Genomic DNA, 22671 nt, shown 5'->3' on the forward strand with positions numbered 1-22671 from the left:
GTGCCCGAAACAGTAAGTGAATAGTATTCGCGTTTCAAGCATTGTTGTCGTACTTTAGACCTCGTGACCAGTGCGACGGTGTACGACTTGGCGACCAAGGACCTCGATCCGCCCTTGGCCGTGGTCGACTTGGCGGCGTTCGACGCGAACGCGGCCGACCTCCGCCGCCGCGCGGCCGGCAAGCCGATCCGCGTCGTCAGCAAGTCGGTCCGCTGCCGCGCGCTGCTGGAGCGGGCGCTGACGATGCCGGGCTTCGAGGGCCTGATGTGCTACTCGCTGGCGGAAGCGGTCTGGCACATCGAGCAGGGCACGACCGATGACATCGTCGTCGCGTACCCGACGGCGGACCACGAAGCCCTGCGCCGCCTGGCCACGTCCGAGCGCGCCCGCGCGGCGATCGCGATCATGGTGGATTCCCCCGAGCACCTGGATCTGGTGGACGCGGCTCTCGGCCACGGCCACCCGGAGATCCGGGTGTGCCTGGAACTGGACGCGTCCTGGCGCCCGTTCCCGGGCATCCACGTCGGCACGCGGCGTTCGCCGGTGTTCACCCCGAAGCAGGCCTCGACGTTCGCCCGCCAGATCGCCGCCCGCCCGGGCTTCCGCCTGGTGGGGGTGATGGCGTACGAAGGCCAGATCGCGGGTCTCGGCGACGCGGCCGGCCACCGCCTGAACCGGGCAGTGGTGGGCTGGATGCAACGCCGGTCGGCGGCCGAGCTGGCCCGCCGCCGCGGCGAAGCGGTCCGAGCGGTCCAGGCGGTGACACCCCTGGAGTTCGTCAACGGAGGCGGAACGGGCAGCCTCGAGTCGACGGGCGCCGACGCGGTGGTCACGGAAATAGCGGCGGGCTCGGGCTTGATCGGCCCCACGCTCTTCGACGGTTACTCCCGCTTCAAGCCCCGCCCGGCGGCGCTGTTCGCGCTGCCGGTGGTCCGCCGCCCCACCCGCAACATCGCGACGCTCTTCTCCGGCGGCTACATCGCTTCGGGCCCGACAGGCCCTTCTCGCCAGCCGAAGCCGTACTTGCCGAGGGGCTTGAAGTTCCTCGGCTTCGAGGGAGCGGGCGAGGTCCAGACACCGGTGACGGGCCGAGCCGCCCGAACCCTGAAGCTCGGCGACCGGGTGTGGTTGCGCCACGCCAAGGCGGGCGAGCTGGCCGAGCGGTTCACCCACTACCACCTGGTGCTCGGCGACCGGGTGGAGCGAACGGTCCCGACGTACCGGGGAGAGCACCAGAACTTCGGCTGAGCCGAGCTCAGCCGCCGAATTCCGCTTTGCGGCGCTCGAGGTAGGCGACCCAGTCGGCGCGTGCGGCGATCACGTCGTCGAGCGAGATCTTGGTGACCGCGCACCCGCTGAGCGAGCACGCCCGGGGGTAACTGGCGTCATTCAGCGAGATGCCCCCGACTTCGTCACCATCGTCGACACAGGTGCACAGCACGGGGTGGAGTCCTCGTAGATGTCCCCCGGGATCTTCCCGGGCCGGCCGGTGGCGCCGGCGCGGAAGTCAGCTCGCACGCGGGTCCACTCTCCTTGGCAGGCTCCGGCATTTCGCTGCTGCCGACCGGGACTGGGCACTGTTGCCCTCTCGTGGGTGATCGCCGTGAGCAGGTGCGCTCCGCTGCGGGCGAAGGTGCCGCGCAGGGATTTGCCGCCCACCGCAATTGCCGTGGGTGCGGTCTCGTTCGGGTCGGTGCAACCGCTGAGCCCCGCCGATCACCTGGTCACCGAGAGCCGTGCCCGCCCTGCACCGAGCCGAAGGCCGGACCCCACCCTCCCTGGGGGAACCCCCACTTCCAGTCTATCGGCCCCCACCGACAACCCACCCCGAAACCACCACGTTGTCCACAGCTGTGCATACCTGTGGACAACTTCTGTGGACAGCTACGACCGCTCCCCGAACCGAGCCGCCAGGTATCCCTTCACCACGTACTTGGCCTCGGCGACGATCTTTTCGTCCCCGCTGGGCTCCTTCCGGAACGCCAGCTTCAGCAGCGCATCCGCCACCTCGTTCGCGATCCCGATCGCGAACCGCAGGTCCTCGACCGGCCGGTCCACCTGGGTCGCGACCACCTCGGTCAGCGAATCCACGAGCACCGCGTTGTTGTCGCGCGTCTCGTCGAGCAGTTGGCGGTCGATGATGTCGCCGAAGTGGACCTTCGAAAATCCCGGGACCGTCCGGTGCATCTCGAGGTAGATGTCGAGGATCGAGTCCACGACGTCCCACCAGTGCTCCGGCCCCAGCTGCTTCAGCCGCTCGTTCACGGCGCCCACGAAGCGATCCAAATTCCGCGCGGTGAGCGCTTGGACGACCGCGCGCTTGTCCGGGAAGAACTGGTAAAGCGAACCGACCGCGACGCCGGCTCGTTTGGCGATCAACGTCGTCGTCAGCGCGTCGTAACCGAGCTCGTCGATCAACGCCGCGCTCGCGTCGAGCATCTGCTCGACCCGCTTGGCGCTTCGCTGCTGGACCGGTTGACGGCGTAAGGGGGTGGCTTCTGCCGGCACCTTCGCGGCCTGGATGTCGGACACGGCACTCCTCCTCGTCTGATCTGGGACTTTATCGTGCCGACGGGCTTCCCCACGGACGAGGGAAGACCTAGTATATGAGAACTTTTCATGTTCACCCTTATGGGTGCCCTGACGAAGGGGTCAGCAGCCGGTGCAGAACCCGATCTTCCCGCCCGACTTCCTCTGGGGTGTTTCGACATCGGCGTTCCAGATCGAAGGTGCCACCAGCGAAGGTGGGCGCGGACCGTCCATCTGGGACACGTTCACCGCGACCGAGGGCAAGATCGCCCGCGGTGAACAAGCCAACGTAGCCGCCGACCACTACCACCGCTACCCCGAAGACATCGCGCTGATGGCGGAACTCGGCGTCGGCGCCTACCGGATGTCCATCGCCTGGCCCCGCATCCAGCCCGGCGGCAAGGGCGCGCCCAACCCCGAAGGTCTCGGCTTCTACGACAAGCTGATCGACGCCGTCTGCGAGGCGGGCATCGCGCCCGCCGTCACGCTCTACCACTGGGACACCCCCCAAGCCATCGAAGACGAGGGCGGCTGGCTCTCCCGGGCGACCGCTGAGCGCTTCGCCGAGTACGCCCAGATCCTCGGAGACCGCTTCGCCGATCGGGTGAAGTTGTGGATTCCGCTCAACGAGCCGATGGTCATGTCCATCTTCGGGTACGGCATCGGGGAGTACGCGCCCGGCAAGGTGCTGCTCCTCGACGCCATCCCGACCGCGCACCACCAGAACCTCGCGCACGGGCTCGCCGTCCAAGCCCTCCGCGCGGCCGGCGCCACGAACATCGGCACGGCCAACAACCACTCGCCCATCTGGCCTGCGGACGACGACGCCCAGGACGCGGCGGAATACCTCGACGCGCTGCTCAACCGGCTCTACGCCGACCCCATGCTGCTCGGCAGCTACCCCGAGCAGCTCCACCCGCACCTCCCCGCCGGGTTCGCCGACGACCTGCCCACCATCGCGCAGCCGCTCGACTTCTACGGCGTCAACTACTACGAGCCGCAGGGGGTCGCGATGCCCGGGCCGGGCAACCCGCTGCCCTTCGAGCTGCGCGACATCGAGGGCTACCCGATGACGACCAACGACTCGCCGATCGTCCCGCACGCCCTCCGCGAGCTGCTGCTGGACTTCCACCACCGCTACCAGGACAAGCTGCCCCCGATCCAGATCACCGAAAACGGCTGCAGCTTCGCCGACGAAGTCGCCGAAGACGGCGGTGTGCACGACCCCGAACGCATCGACTTCCTGCACAGTCACCTCGTCGCGCTGCGCGAGGCGATGGACGCCGGTGTCGACGTCCGTGGCTACTTCTGCTGGTCCCTGATGGACAATTTCGAGTGGTCCAAGGGTTACGCGCCGCGCTTCGGCCTGGTGCACGTCGACTACGAGACCCTGCGGCGGACGCCGAAGGACTCGTTCCACTGGTACCGGAAGCTGGTGCGCCATGAGTGAGACGACCGAAGCCACCACCGGCGTGCCGGAAGCGCTCGCCGAGCCCGTCGTGCGGGTGCGGCCCGGCTGGATGAGCCTGCTGTTCTTCGCGAACATCGCGCTGTGGCTGGGCGTCTACGCGCCGATCCAGGTGCTGCTGCCGCAGCAGGCCGAGCTGCTCGACAAGGTGAACAAGGAGTTCGTGCTCGGCCTGGTGATGGGCGTCGGCGCGGTCGTCGCGCTGGTCGTCAACCCCGCGGTCGGGTTGCTGTCGGATCGGACGTGCTCGCGGTTCGGCCGCCGTCACCCGTGGACGGTGGTCGGCGCGGCGGTCGCCGCCGTCGGGCTGCTGGTGCTGGCGTTCGCGCCGAACGTGGCGCTGCTGGTCACCGGCTGGTGCCTGGTGCAGGCCGGGCTCAACGGGATGCTCGCGACGCTGATGTCCGCCATCGCCGACCGGGTGCCGGTCGGGCAGCGTGCGCAGGTCGGCGGCCTCGTCGGCATCGCGCAGATGCTCGGCACCGTGCTGGGCGCGATCGTGGTCGTCCTCGTGGCCGGATTCGCCGGATTGGCGCCGGCCTACGCGGTCTGCGCCGGGATCGTCGTGGCCGGAGCCGCGTTCTTCGTCCTCCGCACGCCGGACGCGCACCTGCCGGTGGCGTTCCGGCCGTCGGCCAAAGCCGGTGAGGTGCTTCGGAACCTCTGGGTCTCACCGCGGCGGTTCCCCGACTTCGCGTGGGCGTGGTCCTGCCACTTCATGATCAACCTCGGTAACGCGTTCGGGACCCTGTACCTGCTGTTCTTCCTCCAGGACGCGGTGCACTACCCCGATCCGGCCACCGGGCTGATCATCATGATGGCGCTCTACGGGGTCGCTCTCGTGGCCGGCGCGGTGCTCGCGGGGCACTTCTCCGACAAGTCCGGACGGCGCAAGCCGTACGTCCTGATGGCCTCCGGCGTGATGGCCTTGGCCGCTTTGCTCCTGGTCGTCTGGCAGAGCTGGACGGTCGCGCTCGTCGCGTCCCCGCTGCTCGGCGTCGGGTTCGGGGCATACATGGCGGTCGCGCTGGCGATGCTGACGCAGGTGCTCCCGACGGCGCAGGACCGCGCGAAGGACCTCGGCGTCATCAACATCGCGAACTCGCTGCCGCAGGTGCTGGCCCCGCTGGTGACGCCGCTGGTGCTCGCCTACCTCGGCGGCTACTCGGGACTCTTCGCGGCTTCGGCGGTCGCGACGCTCGTGGCCGCGGTGCTCGTGCTGCGGGTGAAGGCGGTCCGCTAAGCGCCAACGCCGTGAAGGCCACGCCCAGAACCTCTGGGCGTGGCCTTCACGGCGTTTCAGGGTATGGAACCGCGGGCCGGTGCCGGTCGGGGGAGGGGAGTGCAACGGCACCGGCCCGCGGAATTCGGGGGCCGCTCGGAGGCGGGGGACGGCCGGACCAGACCCATGGTCCAAACGCCGTCTTCGATGATCAATCTAGCGGGGGATTACCGCCTGGGCTAGGTCTAACGCGTATTTTTTTCGATTAATCGCGGTGGGGACCGGGTGGTGGCCGAGGACCGGTTCGCGCTGCTCGGGGGTGCGGGCGAAACAGTCCTCGGCCGAGGCGAGTGCCGACACGGGTCCGATGGGGCGATCGGCCGGCCGTGGCTCGCCGGTCAGGGGGTCAGGCCGTGACCGCTCGGCGCGGGTTCACCAGCGCGTGGCGACCGGTGGTCTCGGCCGCGGTGGGCGGTGCGGGGTGCGCCGTGACCGGGCTCTTGCGGCGGCCCTGGAGCCGGCTGTCGGCCGACTGCTGCTGCGGGGCCAGGCCGCCGGCTACCAAGTGTTCGTGCGCGACCTGCCAGACCGAGCACGGCGCCTTGCAGCGGTGCCACCGGGTCGAGCAGGTCGGGCAGTCGCCGCGCTCGTCGGGCTCGTGCATCTTCAGCATCGCGCGCCACGCCTCGGTCAACCGGGGCAGTTCGGAGCGCGCGACCGAGACGAGCGACTGGGCGTCGGCGCGGTTCGCCAGGTCGGTCAGCATGTCGAGGCGCTCCCAGACCGCATTGCGGAGGACCTGCCCGAGTACCTGATCCATGTCAGCTCACCGTTACCTTTCCGCCATCTTGGCGGCTTCGTTGAGCGCGGCGCGCAGCTGTCCGAGCTGGCCGGACGTCAACCGCGCGGTCTCACCGGGAGGCGAGACCAGTACCACCTGGTTGTCCTCGACGAACACCGTCACCGCCCGCTCGCGGCTGATGAGGTCGCCGCACTGCACCCGCCACACGAGCTGACCGCCCTCGTAGTGGCGGACGCTCGCGGTGCGGGGGTCGACCGCGGCGGCGGGGGTGACGGGGCGGACGGCGGAGACGGGAGGGACCGTCGCCGGCCGCACGGCGCGGGTGGCCGTGCCGGCATGTCCCCCTGCGAACGAGTCCACGAACTCCACGCCCTTCTCCGCTCTGTCGAAAGTCTCCGAAGATGCCTTCTGCAACATCGCACTTGCGCAACGCTGCGATTTTCGTAGCTCTCCGTGATCGCTACCGGTGTGCGGCCGGTGACGGAGATCTGACAACTACAGTGAGGTGAAACCGGGTGCGATAGAAGGTGGAACCGGCGTCATAGCGGTGACTGGGCTCGGTTCCACGGTAAGCGGTCAACGGACTTCGCCCGGACCGATCAGGGCACCAGTTCGGCTGTTCACACGGTTCACCAGGTTTGCCTACGCTGTTTTACAGACGCCCGACCGGACAGTGGAGGGGGCGCGATGGACGCCAGTAACGGTGGCAGTGCCGAAGCCCGGCAGAGCCACGCAGTTCCCGCTGACGCGTGGGAGCAGCCGGAGATGAGAACGGCTCTCGCGTCTCGCGAGATCAGCGCCGTGTACCGGCTCCTGCGCAAGCACGGTGTCTCGCAGCGCCAGATCGCCGCGATGACCGGTCAATCCCAGTCCGAGGTGTCGGAGATCCTCAAGGGTCGCCAGGTCATGGCCTACGACGTGCTCACGCGGATCGCCGATGGCCTGGGCGTCCCCCGTGGGTACATGGGCCTCGCCTACGACGAGGCCACGGCGATACGCGTCGTCGGCTCCGCCGACGGCCAGCAGGCTGAGGAGGACGAGTCCGTGAAGCGACGGAGGTTCCTCGCGCACGCTGCCCAGGTCACGATGGGCGCGGCAGTGTTCGGTCCCGAATCGGGCACCTGGGCGGCCGGGCCGGCCAGGACACCGGCGCCGGGGCGCATCGGCATGACCGACGTCCGCCAGGTCGAAGCCGCGACGCGGGCGCTGCGGGCACTCGACTACCAGTACGGCGGCGGGTTCTGCCGCGACGCCGTCGTGGCCCAGCTGTCCTGGGGCCAGCAGATGCTCGAGGCGCACGGCACCGACCTGGTGAAGAACCGGCTGTACGTGGCGCTCGCCGACCTCCACTCGCTGGCCGGCTGGACCTCCTTCGACACCGGGCTGATGGACTCCGCCCGCGGCCACTTCGCCAACGCGCTGGACCTGGCCAAGCAGGGCGAGAACCACCCGCTGGTGGCCAACGTGCTCTACCGGATGGGCCGCGTCTACCTGCACCAGGACGCCCCGAACGACGCGCTGAAGCTGTTCCAGCTGGGCCAGATCGCCGCCCAGGAAAGCGGTTCCGAGCTGGCCGTCTCCGTGCTGTGCGCGAACGAGGCCTGGGCCTACGCGATGATGGGCAACGAAGAGCAGGCGGTGAAGCTGCTCGGCCGGAGCAAGGACGAGTTCGAGCGCGCCAACCTGGCCGAAGCCGAGTCGTGGGTCAAGTTCTTCACCGAGACCGACGTCTACGCCATGGTCGGCACCGTCCACACGGTCCTCGCGCAGAAGAACGCCGAGCACACCAAGTACGCGATCCCGGCGCTGACCAAGGCCGTCGAGACCTACGACGACGAAATGGCCCGCTCCAAGACGTTCATGCTGAGCGCGCTCGCCACCAACCACCTGCTGGACGGCGACCTCGACCACGGCGCCAAGGTCGGCGGCAAGGCCATCGACTGCGCCGAGGGCATCAAGTCCGAGCGGGTCAAGGACCGGATGCGGCCCCTGCAGGAAGAGGCCGAGCGCCGCCGCAACAACGCCGACGCCCGTGACCTCGCCGACCGCCTCCACGCTTTCTACGCTGCATAACGCCGAAGGCGCCGGCGCGGTTTTGGACGGCCGGTTCACCTCCGGGAAGCTGCGTGGCGTGCTGGCCGAGACCTGCGCGCTGCTGGACCTCGACCCGGCGGGCGCGCGGCTGCTGCGGTTCACCAACAACGCGGTGTACGCCCTGGTCACGGCCCCGTTCGTGGTCCGGATCGTCGGCTCGACGCAGCTGCGGCACCGGGTCGGCACGGTCGTCCGCGTGGCCCGGCACTTCGAACACCACGGCGTCCCGGCGATCCGGCTGCTCGCCGACGTCGAGCAGCCCCTGGAGGTCGGCGGGCACCTGGTGACCGTGTGGCACCAGGTGCCGAGCATCGGCCGGGCCGCGACGTCCGTCGACCTGGCCCGGCTGCTGCGCCAGGTGCACGCGCTGCCCGCGCCGCCCGGCCTCGCCGAGTGGGCGCCGTTCGCCGCGGTGCGGGCCCGGGTGTCCGACGCCGAAGAGCTCAGCGACGCCGACCGGGAGTTCCTGCTCGACCGCTGCGCCGAGCTCGAAGCCGGGCTCGCCGAGCTGGAGTTTCCGCTGCCCAGAGGGCTGGTCCACGGCGACGCGTACCCCGGCAACGTCATCCCCGGTCCGGACGGCCCGGTGCTCTGCGACTTCGATTCCTCCTGCGTCGGGCCGCCGGAATGGGACCTGACGCCGCTGGCGGTCGGCCGCGAGCGGTTCGGCGACCCGCCGGTGCGCTACCGGACGTTCGCCGCGGCGTACGGCTTCGACGTCACGTCCTGGCCCGGCTTCACCGTCCTCCGGGGCATCCGCGAGCTGAAGCTGACGACCAGCGTGCTGCCGATCCTGCGCAGCCGGCCGCAGGTCCGGCCGGAGCTGTACCGGCGCCTGGACGACTTCCGGAACGCGCGGACCGACACGCGGTGGACGCGTTACCGATGACCCTCATCTGTCACTTGGTGTGATCGACACCACAGTCTGCACGTGCATTCGACGACGGCAAATGACCGTTCGTCGCATCCAAAAGGCGGCCCGCTCTGGGTAGAAAGTTCTGCCCGACCGGTCAACCCCAATGGGTCACCGGTCATCCCAATGCGCAAGTTGCAGCTACTCGCCGTGACGTCACACTGGCTCCTACCTGCGGTGACGAGGTCAGGAGGCGACGACGGGCGCCCGCGTCAGCACGACGGCGAACCCGAAGGCGAGTCCCATCACGGTCAGCTCGAGCGTCGCCCACGCGGCGAGCGCCGTGCGGTCGTGGCGGACGATCCGGGGCATCAGGCGCCAGCGGACGTGGGCCCCGAGCACCGCGATGACGCCGGTGCACACCAGCTTGAGGACGAGCAGCCGCCCGTACGGCGTCGTGAAGATCGCGGCCCAGAACCCGATGGTCGGGTTGAGCGAGATCTCGACCAGGCCGTTGAACAGCCCGGTGGCGGCGGAGATGACCAGGCAGAGCGTCGCGAGCTTCGAGAACCGGGGCAGCGCGTGCGCCAGCAGCGTCCGGTTCGCCACCAGGAGCACGGTCATCGCGCCGAGGCCGCCGGTCCAGGCGACGGCGCTCATCACGTGCAGCTCCATCGAGATCATCGTGTAGTCGTGGTAGCTCCAGTTCGACGCGTGCCCGGTGACCGGCAGCGGCAGCAGCGCGAACAGGCCGAGCCCGACGCGGACCTCGGCGGGCACCTTCTCCCCGAAGCGCAGCGCCAGTGCGCCGATCCCGGCGTGGACGAGCGCGAGCACCGCGACGATGACGAGCGCCTTCCCGGCGCCGACGTCGGCGATGTACCGGCCGATGTCGGAGGGCGAGAGCGTCGACGAACCCGGCTTGTACTCCGCGGTCTGCAGGATCAGCGCGACGACCGCGGCCGTGGCCCAGACGAGCGCCGCCGCGACGCCGGCCGGGCGCGCCAGCCGCATGATCGGCTCGGTGAGCTTCGGCCGGTCGTAGCCGACGAGGACCGAGAGCAGCGCGAGCCCGATCGTGGTGACCGCGGCGAGGTCGAGCAGGACCCGGACGACCGGGATGCCGGCCGAGACCACCGCGCTGGGTTCCACCACACCGGGAACCGGGGCGGTGGACATGAGCGCGACGCCGATCAGGGCGCCGAGCAGGGCCGCCGTCACGACGCAGAGCAGCGTCGAATAGCGGACCTTCGTGGTGGCCTCGGCCTGGGTCATCAGTTCTTCTCTTCCACCGACCGGCCGGACCGCAGGGCCACGGTCAGCCCGATCGCCAGCAGCACGACCGCACCGGCGATCCAGACCCAGATCGGCACCCCGGTCGACGGCGACTGCGGCGCCGCCGACGAGGAGCCACCCGGCGACCTCGCCGCGTCGACGGTTGCCGGGATGCCGGTGCCGGCGGTCGTCAGGGTGAAGGCGAGCTCGCCGGTCACCGGGTGGCCGTCCGCGGACAGCACCCGGTAGCCGACGGTGTACTTCCCGGCCGGCCCGAGCGGCCGTAGGGGCGCGGTGATGACGTTGTTCACCACGCCGATCGGGCCCTCGGCCCACTGGCCGCCGCCGGGTCCGGTCACCGCGATCTGGTTGACGTCGGCGCCCTGCACGTACTGGTCGAAGGTCAGGCTGATCTTCGGCGGGCCGGCGGCGACGGACGAGCCGTTCGCCGGGTCCGAGGAGATCAGCACGTTGTGCGCCAGCGCCGGGGTGGCCGTGCCGAGCACGGCCACCGCGGTCAACGCCAGCGCGACGAGCGCCTTACCAATCCGGCCGAAAGCAGGCGGACACGGTCCGCGGCCGATCCGCGCCAGGCGAGGGTTTCCGCCGTGACTGCCGGTCGGATTGGTAACGATAGGCACACCGCGCATCTAGCTGTTGCCTCCCGACTTGACCGTGGCCTTGCGGGCCCGGATGGTCGCACCGGCTCCGACGCCGAGGCCGATGGCGCCGACGAGCAGGCCGGCTCCGCCGAGCCAGCGGGCCGTGTTGTCCGACGTCGCCGCCGCGGCCTCAGTGTGCTCCCCGGTCGTGGCCGCCGTGCCCGGGGCCATTGCGGCGTGGTCGCCGTCGCCCGTGGCCTTGGCGGCCAGCTTGACGGCCGGCGCCGGGTGCTCCGGCTCCTCGCCGTTCGCCGGGGTCGGCTGGTTCCAGTCGACGACCTTGCCGTCGCTGTAGGTCTGGTGCGCCGGGAACTCCACTTCGTCCACGTTGGTCGGCAGCGGGCCGAAGGAGACCGAGAACTCCTGGTAGTCGGTGGCCTTGAGCTCGCTGCCCGGCTGCGCGGTCCAGGTGACCGCGGTGACGGCCTCGGTGATCTGGGTGCCGTTGTCCTTGGTGATCGGCGCGGGCAGCTTCGACTTCGTCACCTCGGCGGTCCAGCCGGGGAGCGGCTTGGTCCGCACCGAGCCGATGCCGTAGTCCGCCTTGAATTCGACGGCGACCTTCGTGGTGGTGAGCGGGTCCTTCTCCTCGCTCGGCACGCGGAAGACGATCGCCGCGTAGCCGCCCTTCGTGGGCTGCGGGCCGTAGACGTTGGCGGTGACGTGCGCGGACGCGACGCCAGTGCCGAGAAGACCGGCGACACCGATGGTGGCGGCGAGGAAACCGGCGCGCTTGAAGACGTGCTGGGACATGGGTTCACTCCTGATGAACTCAAGAACGGGACGGCTCGGTTCGGGGACCGGCCGGTGTGGGGGATGAGCTGGGGTTCAGGAGTGGACGGGCGGCCCGCGCCGCCCGCGGATCCGGCGCAGGTCGACGCCGACGAGGTGGTCCGGACCGGCCGTGCGGGCCGGGACGAGCGCGGGCGCCGCGGACGGCACCGGGAGCGGGGTCAGCAGCCGCGGCAGGATCGCGCGCAGCACGGCCAGCACCGTGAGGAGCATCGTGTCCGCGCGGGCGAGCAGCAGGGCGGTGAGCACGGTCGCGATCGCGTGCGCGAAGACCATGCCGGGCCCGGTGGTGCCGGGCGTCGCGGCCATGTCGTGCGCGTGGTGCTCGGCGAGCGTGGTGAGCAGCAGGTGCATCACCAGCTGGGCGGCACCCAGCAGGACGACCGTGGCGACCGGCCCGCGTGCCTTGCGGGCGAGCGCGGCCGCGGTCCAGCCGAACAGGCCGGTGAGCAGGGTGGTCATCGCCGGATCCGGCAGGCCGCCGTCGGCGAGCCGGTGCGCGGTGACGGAAAGTGCGCCGGCGCTCACGGCGAGCAACACGCCACGGGTAGCGCCCAACACGGCGGGACGCCGGGCCGGATCGCTCATGAGGAGCAGCCTAAGGGACCTGCTTCGCCGTGAGCGTGTGATCCCGTGAAGTGAGCACACATCGAGTTCACGTCCCGGATTGCGCTCCGGTTCAGGTGATTTGTTGCCGATCTCCGGCCGGTAGGCCACGGTGGGCCGATGACCGGGGTTTGGACCGGTCTTGCCGTGGGTACTGAGCCGTCGGTCAGGAACTAGCCCATTCGGGTGAAGGCCGGCGCGAAGGGCGGGAGAGCGGACACGGATGAACCTCTTCGACTACATCTCCGACCGGGCGAGCAAGCTGTGGCTTGAGGCCTATTTGCACACGAGCATGGTGGTGCAGTGCACCATCCTCGCCGCGGTCCTCGGCGTGCTGATCGGGGTCGCGGTCTACCGCAGCCCGATCGGTTCGGCGGTGGCCACGGCGCTGGCGAGCACGATCCTGACGGTCCCGTCGTTCGCCCTGCTGGGCCTGCTGATCCCGCTTTCGGGGCTCGGTCCGACGACAGCCGTGATCGCGCTGGTGCTCTACGGCCTGCTGCCGATCGTCCGGAACACCATCGTCGGGCTCGACGGTGTCGACCCGGCGATCACCGACGCCGCCCGCGGCATCGGGATGAGCCGCTTCGGCGTGCTCACCCGGGTCGAGCTGCGGCTGGCCTGGCCGGCGATCCTCACCGGCATGCGGGTGGCGACACAGATGCTGATGGGCATCGCCGTGATCGCCGCCTACGCGAAGGGTCCCGGCTTCGGCGCCGAGGTCTTCTCCGGGCTCACGAACGCGGGGAGCACCAACTCCCTGAACCAAGCCGTCAGCGGCACGGTCGGGGTCGTCATCCTCGCCCTGCTCCTCGACGGCGTCTACGTCCTGATCAAGCGCTTCACCATTTCTAGGGGTGTCCGTGGCTGAGAACGAGGAAGTCTCCGGCGTCGAGATCGAGCTGGAGCACGTGACCAAGCGGTACCCCGGCACGCGCGAAGCGGCGGTCGACGACTTCTCCATGGTCGTGCCCGCCGGCAAGATCGTGGTCTTCGTCGGCCCGTCCGGCTGCGGCAAGACCACGACGATGCGGATGATCAACCGGCTGATCGAGCCGACGTCCGGCCGGATCACCATCGGCGGCGACGACGCGCTGAAGCTCGACGTCGACACCCTGCGCCGCCGGATCGGCTACGCCATCCAGCAGGCCGGGCTGTTCCCGCACTTCACCGTCGCGCAGAACATCGGCGTGGTGCCCGGCCTGCTCGGCTGGGACAAGAAGAAGGTCAGTGACCGGGTCGAGGAGATGATGGACCTGGTCGGGCTGGACCCGGCCGACTTCCGCGACCGCTTCCCCCGCCAGCTGTCGGGCGGTCAGCAGCAGCGCGTCGGCGTGGCGCGGGCGCTGGCCGCGGACCCGCCGGTGCTGCTGATGGACGAGCCGTTCGGCGCGGTCGACCCGATCACCCGGGGCAACCTGCAGGACGAACTGCTGCGGCTGCAGAGCGAGCTGCAGAAGACGATCGTGTTCGTGACGCACGACTTCGACGAAGCCGTGAAGCTGGGCGACAAGATCGCGGTGCTCGGCAACCAGTCGACGATCCTGCAGTACGACACCCCCGAAGCGATCCTGGCGAACCCGGCGGACGACACGGTCGCGGGCTTCGTGGGCGCGGGCGCGTCGCTGAAGCAGCTGACCCTGCTGCGCGTCCGGGACGTCGAACTCCAGCAGGACGCGCTCACCGTGACCGTCGACGAGTCGCCCGCCTCGGTGCGGGAGAAGCTCGACAAGTCGCGCCGGCACTTCGCGCTCGTGCTGGACGCGCGCCGCCGTCCGACGCGGTGGGTGCACGCGCGCGAGCTCACCACGGCGACTTCCCTGGCCAACCTCGGCAAGCCGCTGCGCGACCTCGTCAGCCTGCAGTCGACCCTGCAGGACGCGCTCGAGGCGATGCTCGCCGAGGGCGGGTCGGTGCCGGTCACCGGCGCGCGCGGCGAGTACGCGGGCACCATCCAGCTGGACACCGTGATCGCGACGATCCAGCAGCTGCGCGAGGAGCACACGAACGACGAAGAGGTGCCGGCATGACGGCCGTCGTCGACACCGGCTTCAGCACCGAGTCCGGCTCGAAACGCGCGGAACGCGTCCGGCTGTTCGCCCAGCCGATCGTGGTGCTGGTGATCGTCGCGGTGACGCTGGTCGCGGTGTTCTCCAGCGGCCTGAACGCGACCGAGAAGGAGACGCTCAACGCGCCCACCTTGTTCACGGCGCTGTGGGACCACCTGCTGATGACGCTCGTGGTGACCGCCATCGTCGTCCTGGTCGCCGTCCCGCTCGGGGTGATCGTGACGAGGCCGTGGGCGCGCTTCCTGGCCCCGGTCTTCCTGGCGATCGCGAACATCGGCCAGGCCGCGCCCGCGCTGGGCGTGCTGGTGCTGTGGTTCATCGTCACCGGCGCGACCGGCGGGATCTGGGTGGCGGCGCTGCCGCTGGCGTTCTACTCGCTGCTGCCGGTGCTGCGGAACACGATGGTCGGCATCCAGCAGGTCGACCCGGCCCTGATCGACGCGGGCCGCGGCATCGGGATGTCGGCGACGGCGGTGCTCTGGCGGGTCGAGCTCCCGCTGGCCGTCCCGCTGATCCTGGCCGGCCTGCGCACCTCGCTGGTCCTGGCGGTCGGCACGGCGACGTTCGGCATGTTCGTCAACGCCGGCGGCTTCGGGCTGCTCATCGACACCGGCTACAAGCTGAACCTGACCCCGGTGCTGGTGACCGGCTCGGTGCTGGCCGTCGCGCTGGCGCTGCTGGTCGACTGGGTGGGCGCGGTCGCCGAACAGTTCTTCGGACCGAAGGGGCTGCGATGAAACTCCGGAGGCTGTTCGCCGTGGCCCTGCTGGGCGTGACGCTGTCGTCCTGCGGGCTGACGGTCAACCAGGCGGTCCCGTACGACATCAAGCCGGGCTCGATCCAGCCGATCCCGTCGCTGCAGGGGCTGAAGGTGACGGTGGGGTCGAAGGACTTCACCGAGAACATCATCCTGGCGTACATGGCCGAGATGGCCCTGACGGCGGCCGGCGCCGACGTCGTCGACCTGTCCGACATCAAGGGGTCGAACTCCTCGCGCCAGGCGCTGCTGTCGGGCCAGACGGACATCACGTGGGAGTACACGGGCACGGGCTGGATCAACTACCAGGGCAACGAGCTCCCGGTCCCGGGCGGCGAGAAGGCCCAGTACGAGGCGACGGCCAAGGCGGACGAGGAGAAGTTCGGCGTCACCTGGCTGAACTATTCGCCGCTGAACGACCAGTACGCCTTCGCGGTGACGGAGGAGTACGGCGCGAAGAACAACCTGAAGACGACGTCCGACCTGGCGGCCTTCATCAAGCAGAAGCCGGACCAGGCGGTGTTCTGCCTGGAGACGGAGTTCACCAGCCGCCAGGACGGTTTCCCGGCGGCGGTCAAGGCGTACGGCTTCCAGAAGCCGACGGTGAAGAACTTCGGCATCGGCACGATCTATTCGGCGGTGGCGAGCGGAACCTGCCCGGTGGGCGAGGTCTTCACCACGGACGGCCGCATTTCGGGGTTGAACCTCCGGGTGCTGGAGGACGACAAGAAAGCGTTCCCCCAGTACAACGCGGTGGCGACACTGCGCACGGAGTGGCTGAAACAGCACCCGGAGGTCCGCGGCCCGCTGGAGAAGATCAGCGCGGCGATCGACAACGAGCAGATGGTGGAGCTCTGCAAGCAGGTCGACGTCGACGGCCAGGACACGGGCAAGGTCGCCCACGACTGGATGGTCAAGAAGGGCTTCGTGAAGTAGCCCGCGGGGGCGCCCCCCGTTTTCGACTCTACCGGTCGGCACCGACAGTTTTGCCGTGTCGACTACAGCGGCCCCGGCGCGAAGGCGCCGGGGCCGCTGCGGTCAGATCCCGAGCCGGTGCAGCAGCTGGCCTTCCAGCCGCTCCAGCTCCCCGGCCACCGCGCGGTGCACCGACTTGCGCCGCGCCGCCGGCATCCGCTCCGCCGCGCGCACCGAAGCCGACAGCTGCTCCAACGTCCCGAGCGCCCCCTGGGCGAACTCCTGGTCCGCCTTCGAGGCCTTCTCCGACTTCCGCAGGTCCTGGCAGCCCTCGGCCACCCCCGCGATCCGGGCGTGCAGGGCCGCGCCGCGGCCGGTGTACTCGCCCAGCCGGTCGACCGAGATCCCCATCTTGCGTGCCTGGTAGCGGTCGTACGCCTCGCGGGCCGCGCCCGCCGCGCGCACCGCCAGCGGCGCCACCACCGGGAGCACCGCCGGGCCGAGCACCTTCGCCACCGCGACCGCGTTCTTCGCCCTCTTTGGGGTGAACCTGGCTTCACCCTCGACCCTGGCCTTGCGCGCCATGGCACCTCCTGCGACGTGTCGAGGTCGAACTTACTGGTCGCCCGGGTGGCGGGCATGTCGGCTCGGCGGTGGGAATCTAGAGTGATCTCCATGAACACCGAGGTGGTACTCGACGCGGGCGCGGTCAGCCGCTGCCGTCGCCGCGTGCACCTCGAACACGATCCCGCCATGCGTGAGGTACCGCTTTCCCCGCCCGACCCCACCGCGCAGCAGCGGATCGACGACGCCACCGCGCACCGCGAGGACATCGTCGCCCGGCTGATGGCCGCCAACGACGACCACTGGGTGAAGATCGGCCGCGACCTCCCCGCCCACGAGCGCGTCGAGCAGACGCTGCAGGCCTTCGCCGACGGGGCGCGCTACATCTGGGGTGCGCTGCTGCCGGTCGACGCGGCCGGGCACCGGCGTGGCGGCATCGACCTGCTCGTCCGCACCGGCCGCGGCTACGTCCCGGTGCTCGTCGTGCGCCACCGCATCACCGACCGCGGCGCCGGCGCCATCGTCACCGGGCTGACCGACCTCGACCCCGCGCACCGCGCGGCCGACGAGGGCCGCAAGGTCCGGTCGCAGCCGCGTGACCAGCTCCGGCTCGTGCACATCCGCCGCATGCTGCAGACGCTCGGGCGCGCCGACGAGAGCCTCGCGCTCGGCGGCGTCATCGGCCTCGACGCCGACGTCGTCGTCTGGCACGACCTCACCGCGGGCACCTGGCCGGGCGGGCGCAACGCGCTCACCGAGTACCAGGCCCGCTTCGCCGATCGGCTCGCCATCGCCACCGCCGCCGCGAACGGGGAGGAACCCCTCGCCGAGCCGTCGCGCGTGCTGGAGTGCCGGCGCTGCCCGTGGTGGCCGACGTGCGAGGTCGTGCTCACCGACACCCGCGACGTCAGCCTCGTCGTCCGGGGCGAGGACGCGGTCGAGCTGCGCCGGGCCGGCGTGTCCACTGTGGACCAGCTGGCCGCGCTCGATCCGGCGGGCGAGCCGCCGGCGGTGAACTGGACCGGCGTCACCTTCCCGGACGCCGTCGTGCTCGCCCGGGCCTGGCTGGCCGACCTGACGCTGGTGCGCCGCGTCGGCCGGGTCGAGGTGCCGCGCGCCGACGTCGAGGTCGACGTCGACATGGAGAGCTTCGGCGACGCCGGCGCGTACCTCTGGGGCTGCCTGCTCAGCGGCGCCGACATCGGCGTCCCGCCGGGTTACCGCGCCTTCGCGACGTGGGACCCGCTGCCCACCGACGACGAGGCCCGCTCCTTCGCCGAGTTCTGGGCCTGGCTCACCGACGTCCGCGAGCGCACCGAAGCGGCGGGGCTGACCTTCCGCGCCTACTGCTACAACGCGCTCGCCGAGAACCGCTGGCTCTTCGGCTCCGTCGAGCGCTTCGGTGACCACCCCGGCGTGCCCACGAAGAAGGACATTCAGTCCTTTGTGGATTCCCCGCAGTGGGTGGACCTCTTCCGCAGCGTCACCGACCAGTTCCTGTGCTCCCACGGCAAGGGCCTGAAGGTGATCGCCCCGGTGGCCGGCTTCTCCTGGCGCGACCCGGAGGCGGGTGGCGAAGCCTCGATGCGCTGGTACCGCGACGCCGTGGGCATGGACGGCGAGAAGCCGGACGACGACCAGCGCGAACGGCTCCTGCGCTACAACGAGGACGACGTCCTCGCGACCCGGGCGCTGCGCGAGTGGATCGACGCGCGGGCGCAGGACGAGGTCCCGTACATGTTCGACCTCTGAGTAGTTCATCGGCTAAGACACTTGCCCGCTGACGCGCCTGCGGGCATACTCGTTTGCGAGTACTCGTGGACGAGGAGCGGGCATGAAGCGGCGGAAGGTCGGCAACCTGCTGGGCTTGGCCGTGTTGTCCGTCGTGCTGGAACGACCCAGGCACCCGTACGAGATGGCGGCCGTGCTCAAGGAGCGCGGCAAGGACGCCGACCTGCCGATCAAGTGGGGGTCGCTCTACACCGTCGTCGCGAACCTCGAGAAACACGGCTTCCTTGAGGCCGTCGAGAGCGTCAAGGACGGCGGACGGCCCGAGCGGACCGTCTACCGGATCACCCCGGCCGGCCGCGAGGAGTTCGAGGACTGGGTCCGCGAGCTCGTCGGCACGGTCGACCCGGAACCCCCGCGGTTCAAGGCCGGGTTGTCGATGATCGGCGTCCTGGGGCCGGACCAGGCGATCGGCCGGCTGCGGGAGCGGCTCGCGCAGCTCGGCGAACGGGCCGGGAAGCAGCGGGCCGCGCTCGACCAGCTGCGGCTGTTGATGCCGCGGGTGTTCCTGATCGAGGTCGAGTACGACATCGCGATGACGGAGGCCGAGGCGCGCTGGGTGCGCACCTTCCTCGACGAGCTGACCAGCGGCACCCTGCCCGGCATCGAAGCCTGGCGGCGCTGGCACGAGACCGGCGAACTTCCCGCTGACCTGGAGGAGTTCGTGGCGGATAGGTAGCACGGACCCCGGGAGGTGCTGGCACACCGCCCGGGGTCCTCGACCCCGAACCGAGCACGCCCGGTCACGAGGTGGCACCGCAAGGATAACCGGGTGCGCTCTTCGGTTCGGCTCAACCGAAGAGGAGAGATCCATGGAGACGACCCGCAAGCACAAAGTGCCCGAGATGGAGGGGTTCCAGGCCCGCTGGTACGCCAAGAACCGTGGCACCGAGGCCCAGCTCGTGCAGTACCGGCGGCAGGCGGCCGAAGTGACCGCCGGGCTGCCGGACGGCGCCGAGATCCTGGAGGTGGCGCCGGGCCCCGGCTTCTTCGCCGTCGAGCTGGCGAAGCGCGGCTACCGCGTCACCGGGCTCGACATCAGCCACACGATGGTCGAGATCGCCCTCGAAGAGGCGCGCAAGGCCGGCGTGGACGTCGGCTTCCGGCAGGGTGACGTCACGCAGGCGCCCTTCGCGGCCGAGTCGTTCGACTTCGTGGTCTGCCAGGCCGCGTTCAAGAACTTCCGGCAGCCGGTGGCGGCGCTGAACGAGATGCACCGCGTGCTGCGCCCGGGCGGGTTCGCGGTGATCCACGACCTCAACCACGCGGCCACCGACTCGGACATCGACCGCGAGGTCGCCCGGATGCACGTCGGCGTGGTCAGCGGCTTCACCGTCCGGCGGACGCTCGCGTGGCTGCGGCGCCGCGCGTTCACTCCCGCGCAGTTCGAGGCGCTGGCCGCGGAAAGCGCGTTCGGCGGCTGTTCGGTCACCACCGACGGCGCCGGCCTGGAGGTCCGCCTCACCCGGTGACGAGCGGGGCGGCACTTTCGGAAGGAAAGTGCCGCCCTCGGCGTCAGCGCGGGGCCATCCGCAGCGAGCCGTCCATCCGGACGACCTCGCCGTTCAGGTAGTCGTGGTCGATCAGCGACAGCGCGAGCTGCGCGTACTCGTCCGGCCGCGCGAGCCGCTTCGGGAACGGGATGCCGGCGGCGAGCGACGCGCGGAACTCGTCGCTGACCGTGGCGAGCATCGGGGTGTCGACGATGCCCGGCGCGATGGTCAGCACGCGGATGCCGTGCGAGGCCAGATCCCGCGCGGCCGGCAACGTCATGCCGACGACGCCGCCCTTGGACGACGCGTAGGCGACCTGCCCGATCTGGCCGTCGAACGCGGCAATGGAGGCGGTGTTGATGATGACGCCGCGGGCGTCGTCCTCGAGGGGCTCGGTCTTGGCGATGGCCTCGGACGCGATGGTCAGCACGTTGAACGTGCCGACCAGGTTGATCTGGATGACCTTCGCGTACAGCGCGAGGTCGTGGCGGCCCTTCTTGGACAGGATCCGCGCCGACGGCCCGATGCCGGCGCAGTTCACCACGGTCCGCAGCGGAACGCCCGAGCCCGCGGCCGTCGCGACGGCGGCCTCGACCTGCTCGACGTCGGTTACGTCGGCCTCGACGTAGGTGATGCCGTCGACCTGCTCGGCCTTCTCGATGGACGACGCCAGGTCGAGTGCGAACACCCGCGCGCCCTTGGCCGCGAGGGCCTTCGCCGTCGCCCCGCCGAGGCCGGACGCGCCCCCGGTGACGAGCGCCGCGGTGCCGTTGATCTGCATCTTTGCCGTTCCCTTCGTCTTCACGTTCGCGGAGACAGGTTAACGCTCGTTCGCACGGGCGCGGTTCGTGTCTTCGCTCACCGCTTCCGGGCCCGACTGTTTCCGTTAGCGCGGTGGTCACGTCCGGCTGTCACCTTCAGCAGCATGACGCCAGCTCGGATCGTGGTGGTAGGAACCGGATACGTCGGCTTGACCACGGGGGCCTGCCTGGCCGGCCTGGGTCATCACGTCACCTGCGTGGACGTCGACCGCGCCAAGATCTCCCGCCTGAGCGCAGGCCGCGTCGACATCCTCGAACCCGGGCTCGCCGACCTGGTGCACCGCGGGATCGCCGCCGGGCGCCTCCAGTTCGTCGTCGGCGCGCGCGACGCGGTCCGCCACGCGCAGGCGGTGTTCCTCTGCGTGCCGACGCCGATGGAGGCCGGGGGCTCCGCGGACCTGCGCGCGGTCGAGGCGGTGACGGCCGAGATCGGGGACGTCCTGCCCGCCGGCTGCGCGCTCGTCACGAAGTCGACCGTGCCGGTCGGGACGTCGAAGCGGATCCGGGCGCTGGTCGGCCGGACCGACGTGCCGGTGGTGTCGAACCCCGAGTTCCTCCGCGAAGGCACCGCGGTCGCCGACTTCCTCGGGCCGGACCGGATCGTCGTCGGCTCGGACGACCTCGCCGCCGCGCGCTGGGTCGGCGAGCTGTACGCCGAGCTGGACGCGCCGCTCGTCGTCGCCGATGCCGCCAGCGCCGAATTGGTCAAGTACGCCGCGAACTGCTACCTGGCGCTGAAGCTCTCCTACGTCAACTCCATCGCCGAGCTGTGCGAACGGCTCGGCGCGGACATCGACCTCGTCACCGAGGGCATGGGGTACGACCGGCGCATCGGGCGGACCTTCCTCAAGCCCGGCCCCGGCTGGGGTGGCTCCTGCCTGCCGAAGGACACCAGCGCGCTGGTCAAGGTGGCCGAGTCGGTGAACTACGACTTCACCATGCTGACCTCCGCCATCGACGAGAACCTGGCCCAGCGCGACCGGATCGTCGCGAAGATCGCCGGCGCGGTCGGCGGGACGCTCGCCGGCGCCCGGATCGGCGTACTCGGCCTGGCGTTCAAGGCGGGCACCAACGACCTGCGCGACTCGCCCGCGCTCGCCGTCTCGTCGGTGCTGTGCGCGCTGGGCGCCGAGCTGATCGCCTACGACCCGGCCATCGACGGCGAGATCGCCGGGATGACCGTCGTCGACGACCCCTACCAGGTCGCCAAGGACGCGGACGCCGTCGTCGTGCTGACCGAGTGGGCCGAGTTCAAGCACCTCGACTGGGCGGCGATGGCCGAGCTGATGGAGGGCATCGACGTCGTCGACACGCGCAACCTGCTCGACCCGCGGGTGATCGTCGACGCGGGGCTGTCCTGGCAGGGTGTCGGCCGGCCGCGGGCGGCGGCGCGAATCAAGGTTTCTTGATCGTGCGCGGCCCGCTAGGGTGATCGGCACGGCATCGCGTGTCGGTCACCGGCTGGGTGAGGCATGGAGGTGGCGGGAGTGCCCCGGAGGCATTTCAACCGTGTCAGTATCCGTTTCCGTTGAATTGAACCACTTGATCGTCCCGTCCCGGAACAACCGGGAATCCGCCGAATTCCTGGCGAACCTGCTCGGCCTCGAAGCCGGGGAAGAATGGGGCCCGTTCATCCCCGTCGAGACGCGCAACGGCGTCCGGCTGGACTTCGCGACCATCCCCGAAGCGGACCTGCGCCTGCAGCACTACTGCTTCCTGGTCCCCGAGGACGACTTCGACGCCGTCTTCGCGCGGCTCGTCGAAACCGGCGTGACCTACCACGCCGACCCGATGGGGAAGCAGGTCGGCGAAATCAATCACAACCACGGCGGCCGTGGCGTCTATTTCCTCGATCCCGGCGGCAACGGGATGGAAATCATCACGCAGCCGTACGAGCCGGAACGGCGTCGCCCGACGTCTTGGTGAAGCGCTGCCTGGTAAAAGTTCCTTAGCAATGCGTA

At 70.2% G+C, this 22671-nt stretch carries 24 protein-coding genes; 14 read left to right on the plus strand and 10 right to left on the minus strand.

Annotated elements, in window-relative coordinates; translation table 11 throughout:
- Nucleotides 1-63: 63 nt before the first annotated feature.
- Nucleotides 64-1248 carry an amino acid deaminase/aldolase gene (locus tag AB0F52_RS07575; protein ID WP_360165771.1) on the plus strand — a complete coding sequence of 395 codons (1185 nt, stop codon included), beginning with the start codon at nt 64-66 and terminating at the stop codon, nt 1246-1248.
- A gap of 7 nt (nt 1249-1255) precedes the next feature.
- Here the strand turns inward: AB0F52_RS07575 and AB0F52_RS07580 are convergent, their stop codons facing one another.
- Both AB0F52_RS07580 and AB0F52_RS07585 read right to left on the minus strand, forming a co-directional pair.
- On the minus strand, nt 1256-1441 hold the full coding sequence (locus AB0F52_RS07580) for a hypothetical protein (RefSeq protein ID WP_360165774.1): 186 nt from the start codon (nt 1439-1441) through the stop codon (nt 1256-1258).
- Nucleotides 1442-1884: 443 nt separating this feature from the next.
- Nucleotides 1885-2532, minus strand: a complete 648-nt coding sequence (locus AB0F52_RS07585; RefSeq protein ID WP_285987572.1) for a TetR family transcriptional regulator — start codon at nt 2530-2532, stop codon at nt 1885-1887.
- Nucleotides 2533-2662: 130 nt separating this feature from the next.
- Between AB0F52_RS07585 and AB0F52_RS07590 the strand changes: the two genes are divergently transcribed.
- Together AB0F52_RS07590 and AB0F52_RS07595 are read left to right on the plus strand one after the other, a co-directional pair.
- The gene (locus AB0F52_RS07590) at nt 2663-3979 is read left to right on the plus strand and encodes a GH1 family beta-glucosidase (RefSeq protein WP_360165778.1); all 1317 of its coding nucleotides are present in this window, start codon (nt 2663-2665) and stop codon (nt 3977-3979) included.
- Nucleotides 3972-5240 carry an MFS transporter gene (locus tag AB0F52_RS07595; RefSeq protein ID WP_360165780.1) on the plus strand — a complete coding sequence of 423 codons (1269 nt, stop codon included), beginning with the start codon at nt 3972-3974 and terminating at the stop codon, nt 5238-5240. Before AB0F52_RS07590 ends, AB0F52_RS07595 begins: the two co-directional genes overlap by 8 nt.
- Nucleotides 5241-5625: 385 nt before the next feature.
- Here AB0F52_RS07595 and AB0F52_RS07600 read toward each other — a convergent pair whose 3' ends face one another.
- Nucleotides 5626-6039 (minus strand): hypothetical protein, encoded by a 414-nt coding sequence (locus tag AB0F52_RS07600; RefSeq protein WP_360165783.1) that lies wholly within the window; start codon nt 6037-6039, stop codon nt 5626-5628.
- A 12-nt stretch (nt 6040-6051) separates the two neighbouring features.
- Nucleotides 6052-6390, minus strand: coding sequence for a hypothetical protein (locus AB0F52_RS07605; RefSeq protein WP_103342174.1), 339 nt, complete (start codon nt 6388-6390; stop codon nt 6052-6054).
- A gap of 318 nt (nt 6391-6708) precedes the next feature.
- Here AB0F52_RS07605 and AB0F52_RS07610 point away from each other — a divergent pair, with 318 nt between their 5' ends.
- Entirely contained in the window at nt 6709-8094 is a 1386-nt protein-coding gene (locus AB0F52_RS07610; protein ID WP_103342175.1) for a helix-turn-helix transcriptional regulator, read from the plus strand.
- 22 nt (nt 8095-8116) lie between these two features.
- The gene (locus AB0F52_RS07615; protein ID WP_360166618.1) at nt 8117-9004 is read left to right on the plus strand and encodes an aminoglycoside phosphotransferase family protein; all 888 of its coding nucleotides are present in this window, start codon (nt 8117-8119) and stop codon (nt 9002-9004) included.
- A 210-nt stretch (nt 9005-9214) separates the two neighbouring features.
- Here the strand turns inward: AB0F52_RS07615 and AB0F52_RS07620 are convergent, their stop codons facing one another.
- From AB0F52_RS07620 to AB0F52_RS07635, 4 genes are all read right to left on the minus strand, one after another.
- Nucleotides 9215-10243, minus strand: a complete 1029-nt coding sequence (locus AB0F52_RS07620) for a CopD family protein (protein ID WP_360165788.1) — start codon at nt 10241-10243, stop codon at nt 9215-9217.
- On the minus strand, nt 10243-10791 hold the full coding sequence (locus tag AB0F52_RS07625) for a copper resistance CopC family protein (protein ID WP_360166621.1): 549 nt from the start codon (nt 10789-10791) through the stop codon (nt 10243-10245). The genes AB0F52_RS07620 and AB0F52_RS07625 overlap by 1 nt, the downstream gene beginning before the upstream one ends.
- A 102-nt stretch (nt 10792-10893) precedes the next feature.
- Entirely contained in the window at nt 10894-11658 is a 765-nt protein-coding gene (locus AB0F52_RS07630) for a YcnI family protein (protein WP_360165791.1), read from the minus strand.
- Between the two features lie 75 nt (nt 11659-11733).
- Complete coding sequence (locus tag AB0F52_RS07635) at nt 11734-12234, minus strand: hypothetical protein (RefSeq protein ID WP_360166624.1); 501 nt, start codon at nt 12232-12234, stop codon at nt 11734-11736.
- 292 nt (nt 12235-12526) lie between these two features.
- Between AB0F52_RS07635 and AB0F52_RS07640 the strand changes: the two genes are divergently transcribed.
- Genes AB0F52_RS07640 through AB0F52_RS07655 form a run of 4 tightly spaced genes read left to right on the plus strand, consistent with a single transcriptional unit; the run spans nt 12527 to nt 16065 of the window.
- Complete coding sequence (locus tag AB0F52_RS07640) at nt 12527-13174, plus strand: ABC transporter permease (RefSeq protein WP_360165794.1); 648 nt, start codon at nt 12527-12529, stop codon at nt 13172-13174.
- The gene (locus AB0F52_RS07645) at nt 13167-14333 is read left to right on the plus strand and encodes an ATP-binding cassette domain-containing protein (protein WP_360165797.1); all 1167 of its coding nucleotides are present in this window, start codon (nt 13167-13169) and stop codon (nt 14331-14333) included. The genes AB0F52_RS07640 and AB0F52_RS07645 overlap by 8 nt, the downstream gene beginning before the upstream one ends.
- On the plus strand, nt 14330-15109 hold the full coding sequence (locus AB0F52_RS07650) for an ABC transporter permease (RefSeq protein ID WP_285987582.1): 780 nt from the start codon (nt 14330-14332) through the stop codon (nt 15107-15109). The genes AB0F52_RS07645 and AB0F52_RS07650 overlap by 4 nt, the downstream gene beginning before the upstream one ends.
- Nucleotides 15106-16065 (plus strand): glycine betaine ABC transporter substrate-binding protein, encoded by a 960-nt coding sequence (locus AB0F52_RS07655; RefSeq protein WP_360165801.1) that lies wholly within the window; start codon nt 15106-15108, stop codon nt 16063-16065. Before AB0F52_RS07650 ends, AB0F52_RS07655 begins: the two co-directional genes overlap by 4 nt.
- Nucleotides 16066-16167: 102 nt before the next feature.
- Here the strand turns inward: AB0F52_RS07655 and AB0F52_RS07660 are convergent, their stop codons facing one another.
- The gene (locus AB0F52_RS07660; RefSeq protein WP_360165804.1) at nt 16168-16629 is read right to left on the minus strand and encodes a DUF6474 family protein; all 462 of its coding nucleotides are present in this window, start codon (nt 16627-16629) and stop codon (nt 16168-16170) included.
- Between the two features lie 90 nt (nt 16630-16719).
- On the opposite strand from AB0F52_RS07660, the gene AB0F52_RS07665 reads away from it, so the two are divergent.
- The 3 genes from AB0F52_RS07665 (at nt 16720) to AB0F52_RS07675 (ending at nt 19868) form a co-directional block, all read left to right on the plus strand.
- On the plus strand, nt 16720-18360 hold the full coding sequence (locus AB0F52_RS07665) for a TM0106 family RecB-like putative nuclease (protein WP_360165807.1): 1641 nt from the start codon (nt 16720-16722) through the stop codon (nt 18358-18360).
- A gap of 82 nt (nt 18361-18442) precedes the next feature.
- Nucleotides 18443-19075, plus strand: a complete 633-nt coding sequence (locus tag AB0F52_RS07670) for a PadR family transcriptional regulator (RefSeq protein WP_360165810.1) — start codon at nt 18443-18445, stop codon at nt 19073-19075.
- Between the two features lie 133 nt (nt 19076-19208).
- Nucleotides 19209-19868 (plus strand): class I SAM-dependent methyltransferase, encoded by a 660-nt coding sequence (locus tag AB0F52_RS07675; RefSeq protein ID WP_360165813.1) that lies wholly within the window; start codon nt 19209-19211, stop codon nt 19866-19868.
- Between the two features lie 43 nt (nt 19869-19911).
- Here the strand turns inward: AB0F52_RS07675 and AB0F52_RS07680 are convergent, their stop codons facing one another.
- Complete coding sequence (locus tag AB0F52_RS07680; protein WP_360165816.1) at nt 19912-20670, minus strand: SDR family NAD(P)-dependent oxidoreductase; 759 nt, start codon at nt 20668-20670, stop codon at nt 19912-19914.
- 144 nt (nt 20671-20814) lie between these two features.
- Between AB0F52_RS07680 and AB0F52_RS07685 the strand changes: the two genes are divergently transcribed.
- Both AB0F52_RS07685 and AB0F52_RS07690 read left to right on the plus strand, forming a co-directional pair.
- Nucleotides 20815-22119 (plus strand): UDP-glucose/GDP-mannose dehydrogenase family protein, encoded by a 1305-nt coding sequence (locus tag AB0F52_RS07685; RefSeq protein ID WP_360165819.1) that lies wholly within the window; start codon nt 20815-20817, stop codon nt 22117-22119.
- A gap of 133 nt (nt 22120-22252) precedes the next feature.
- On the plus strand, nt 22253-22636 hold the full coding sequence (locus AB0F52_RS07690; RefSeq protein ID WP_360165822.1) for a VOC family protein: 384 nt from the start codon (nt 22253-22255) through the stop codon (nt 22634-22636).
- Nucleotides 22637-22671: the final 35 nt, after the last annotated feature.

This window comes from Amycolatopsis sp. NPDC024027, assembly GCF_040638975.1.
Lineage (GTDB): Bacteria > Actinomycetota > Actinomycetes > Mycobacteriales > Pseudonocardiaceae > Amycolatopsis.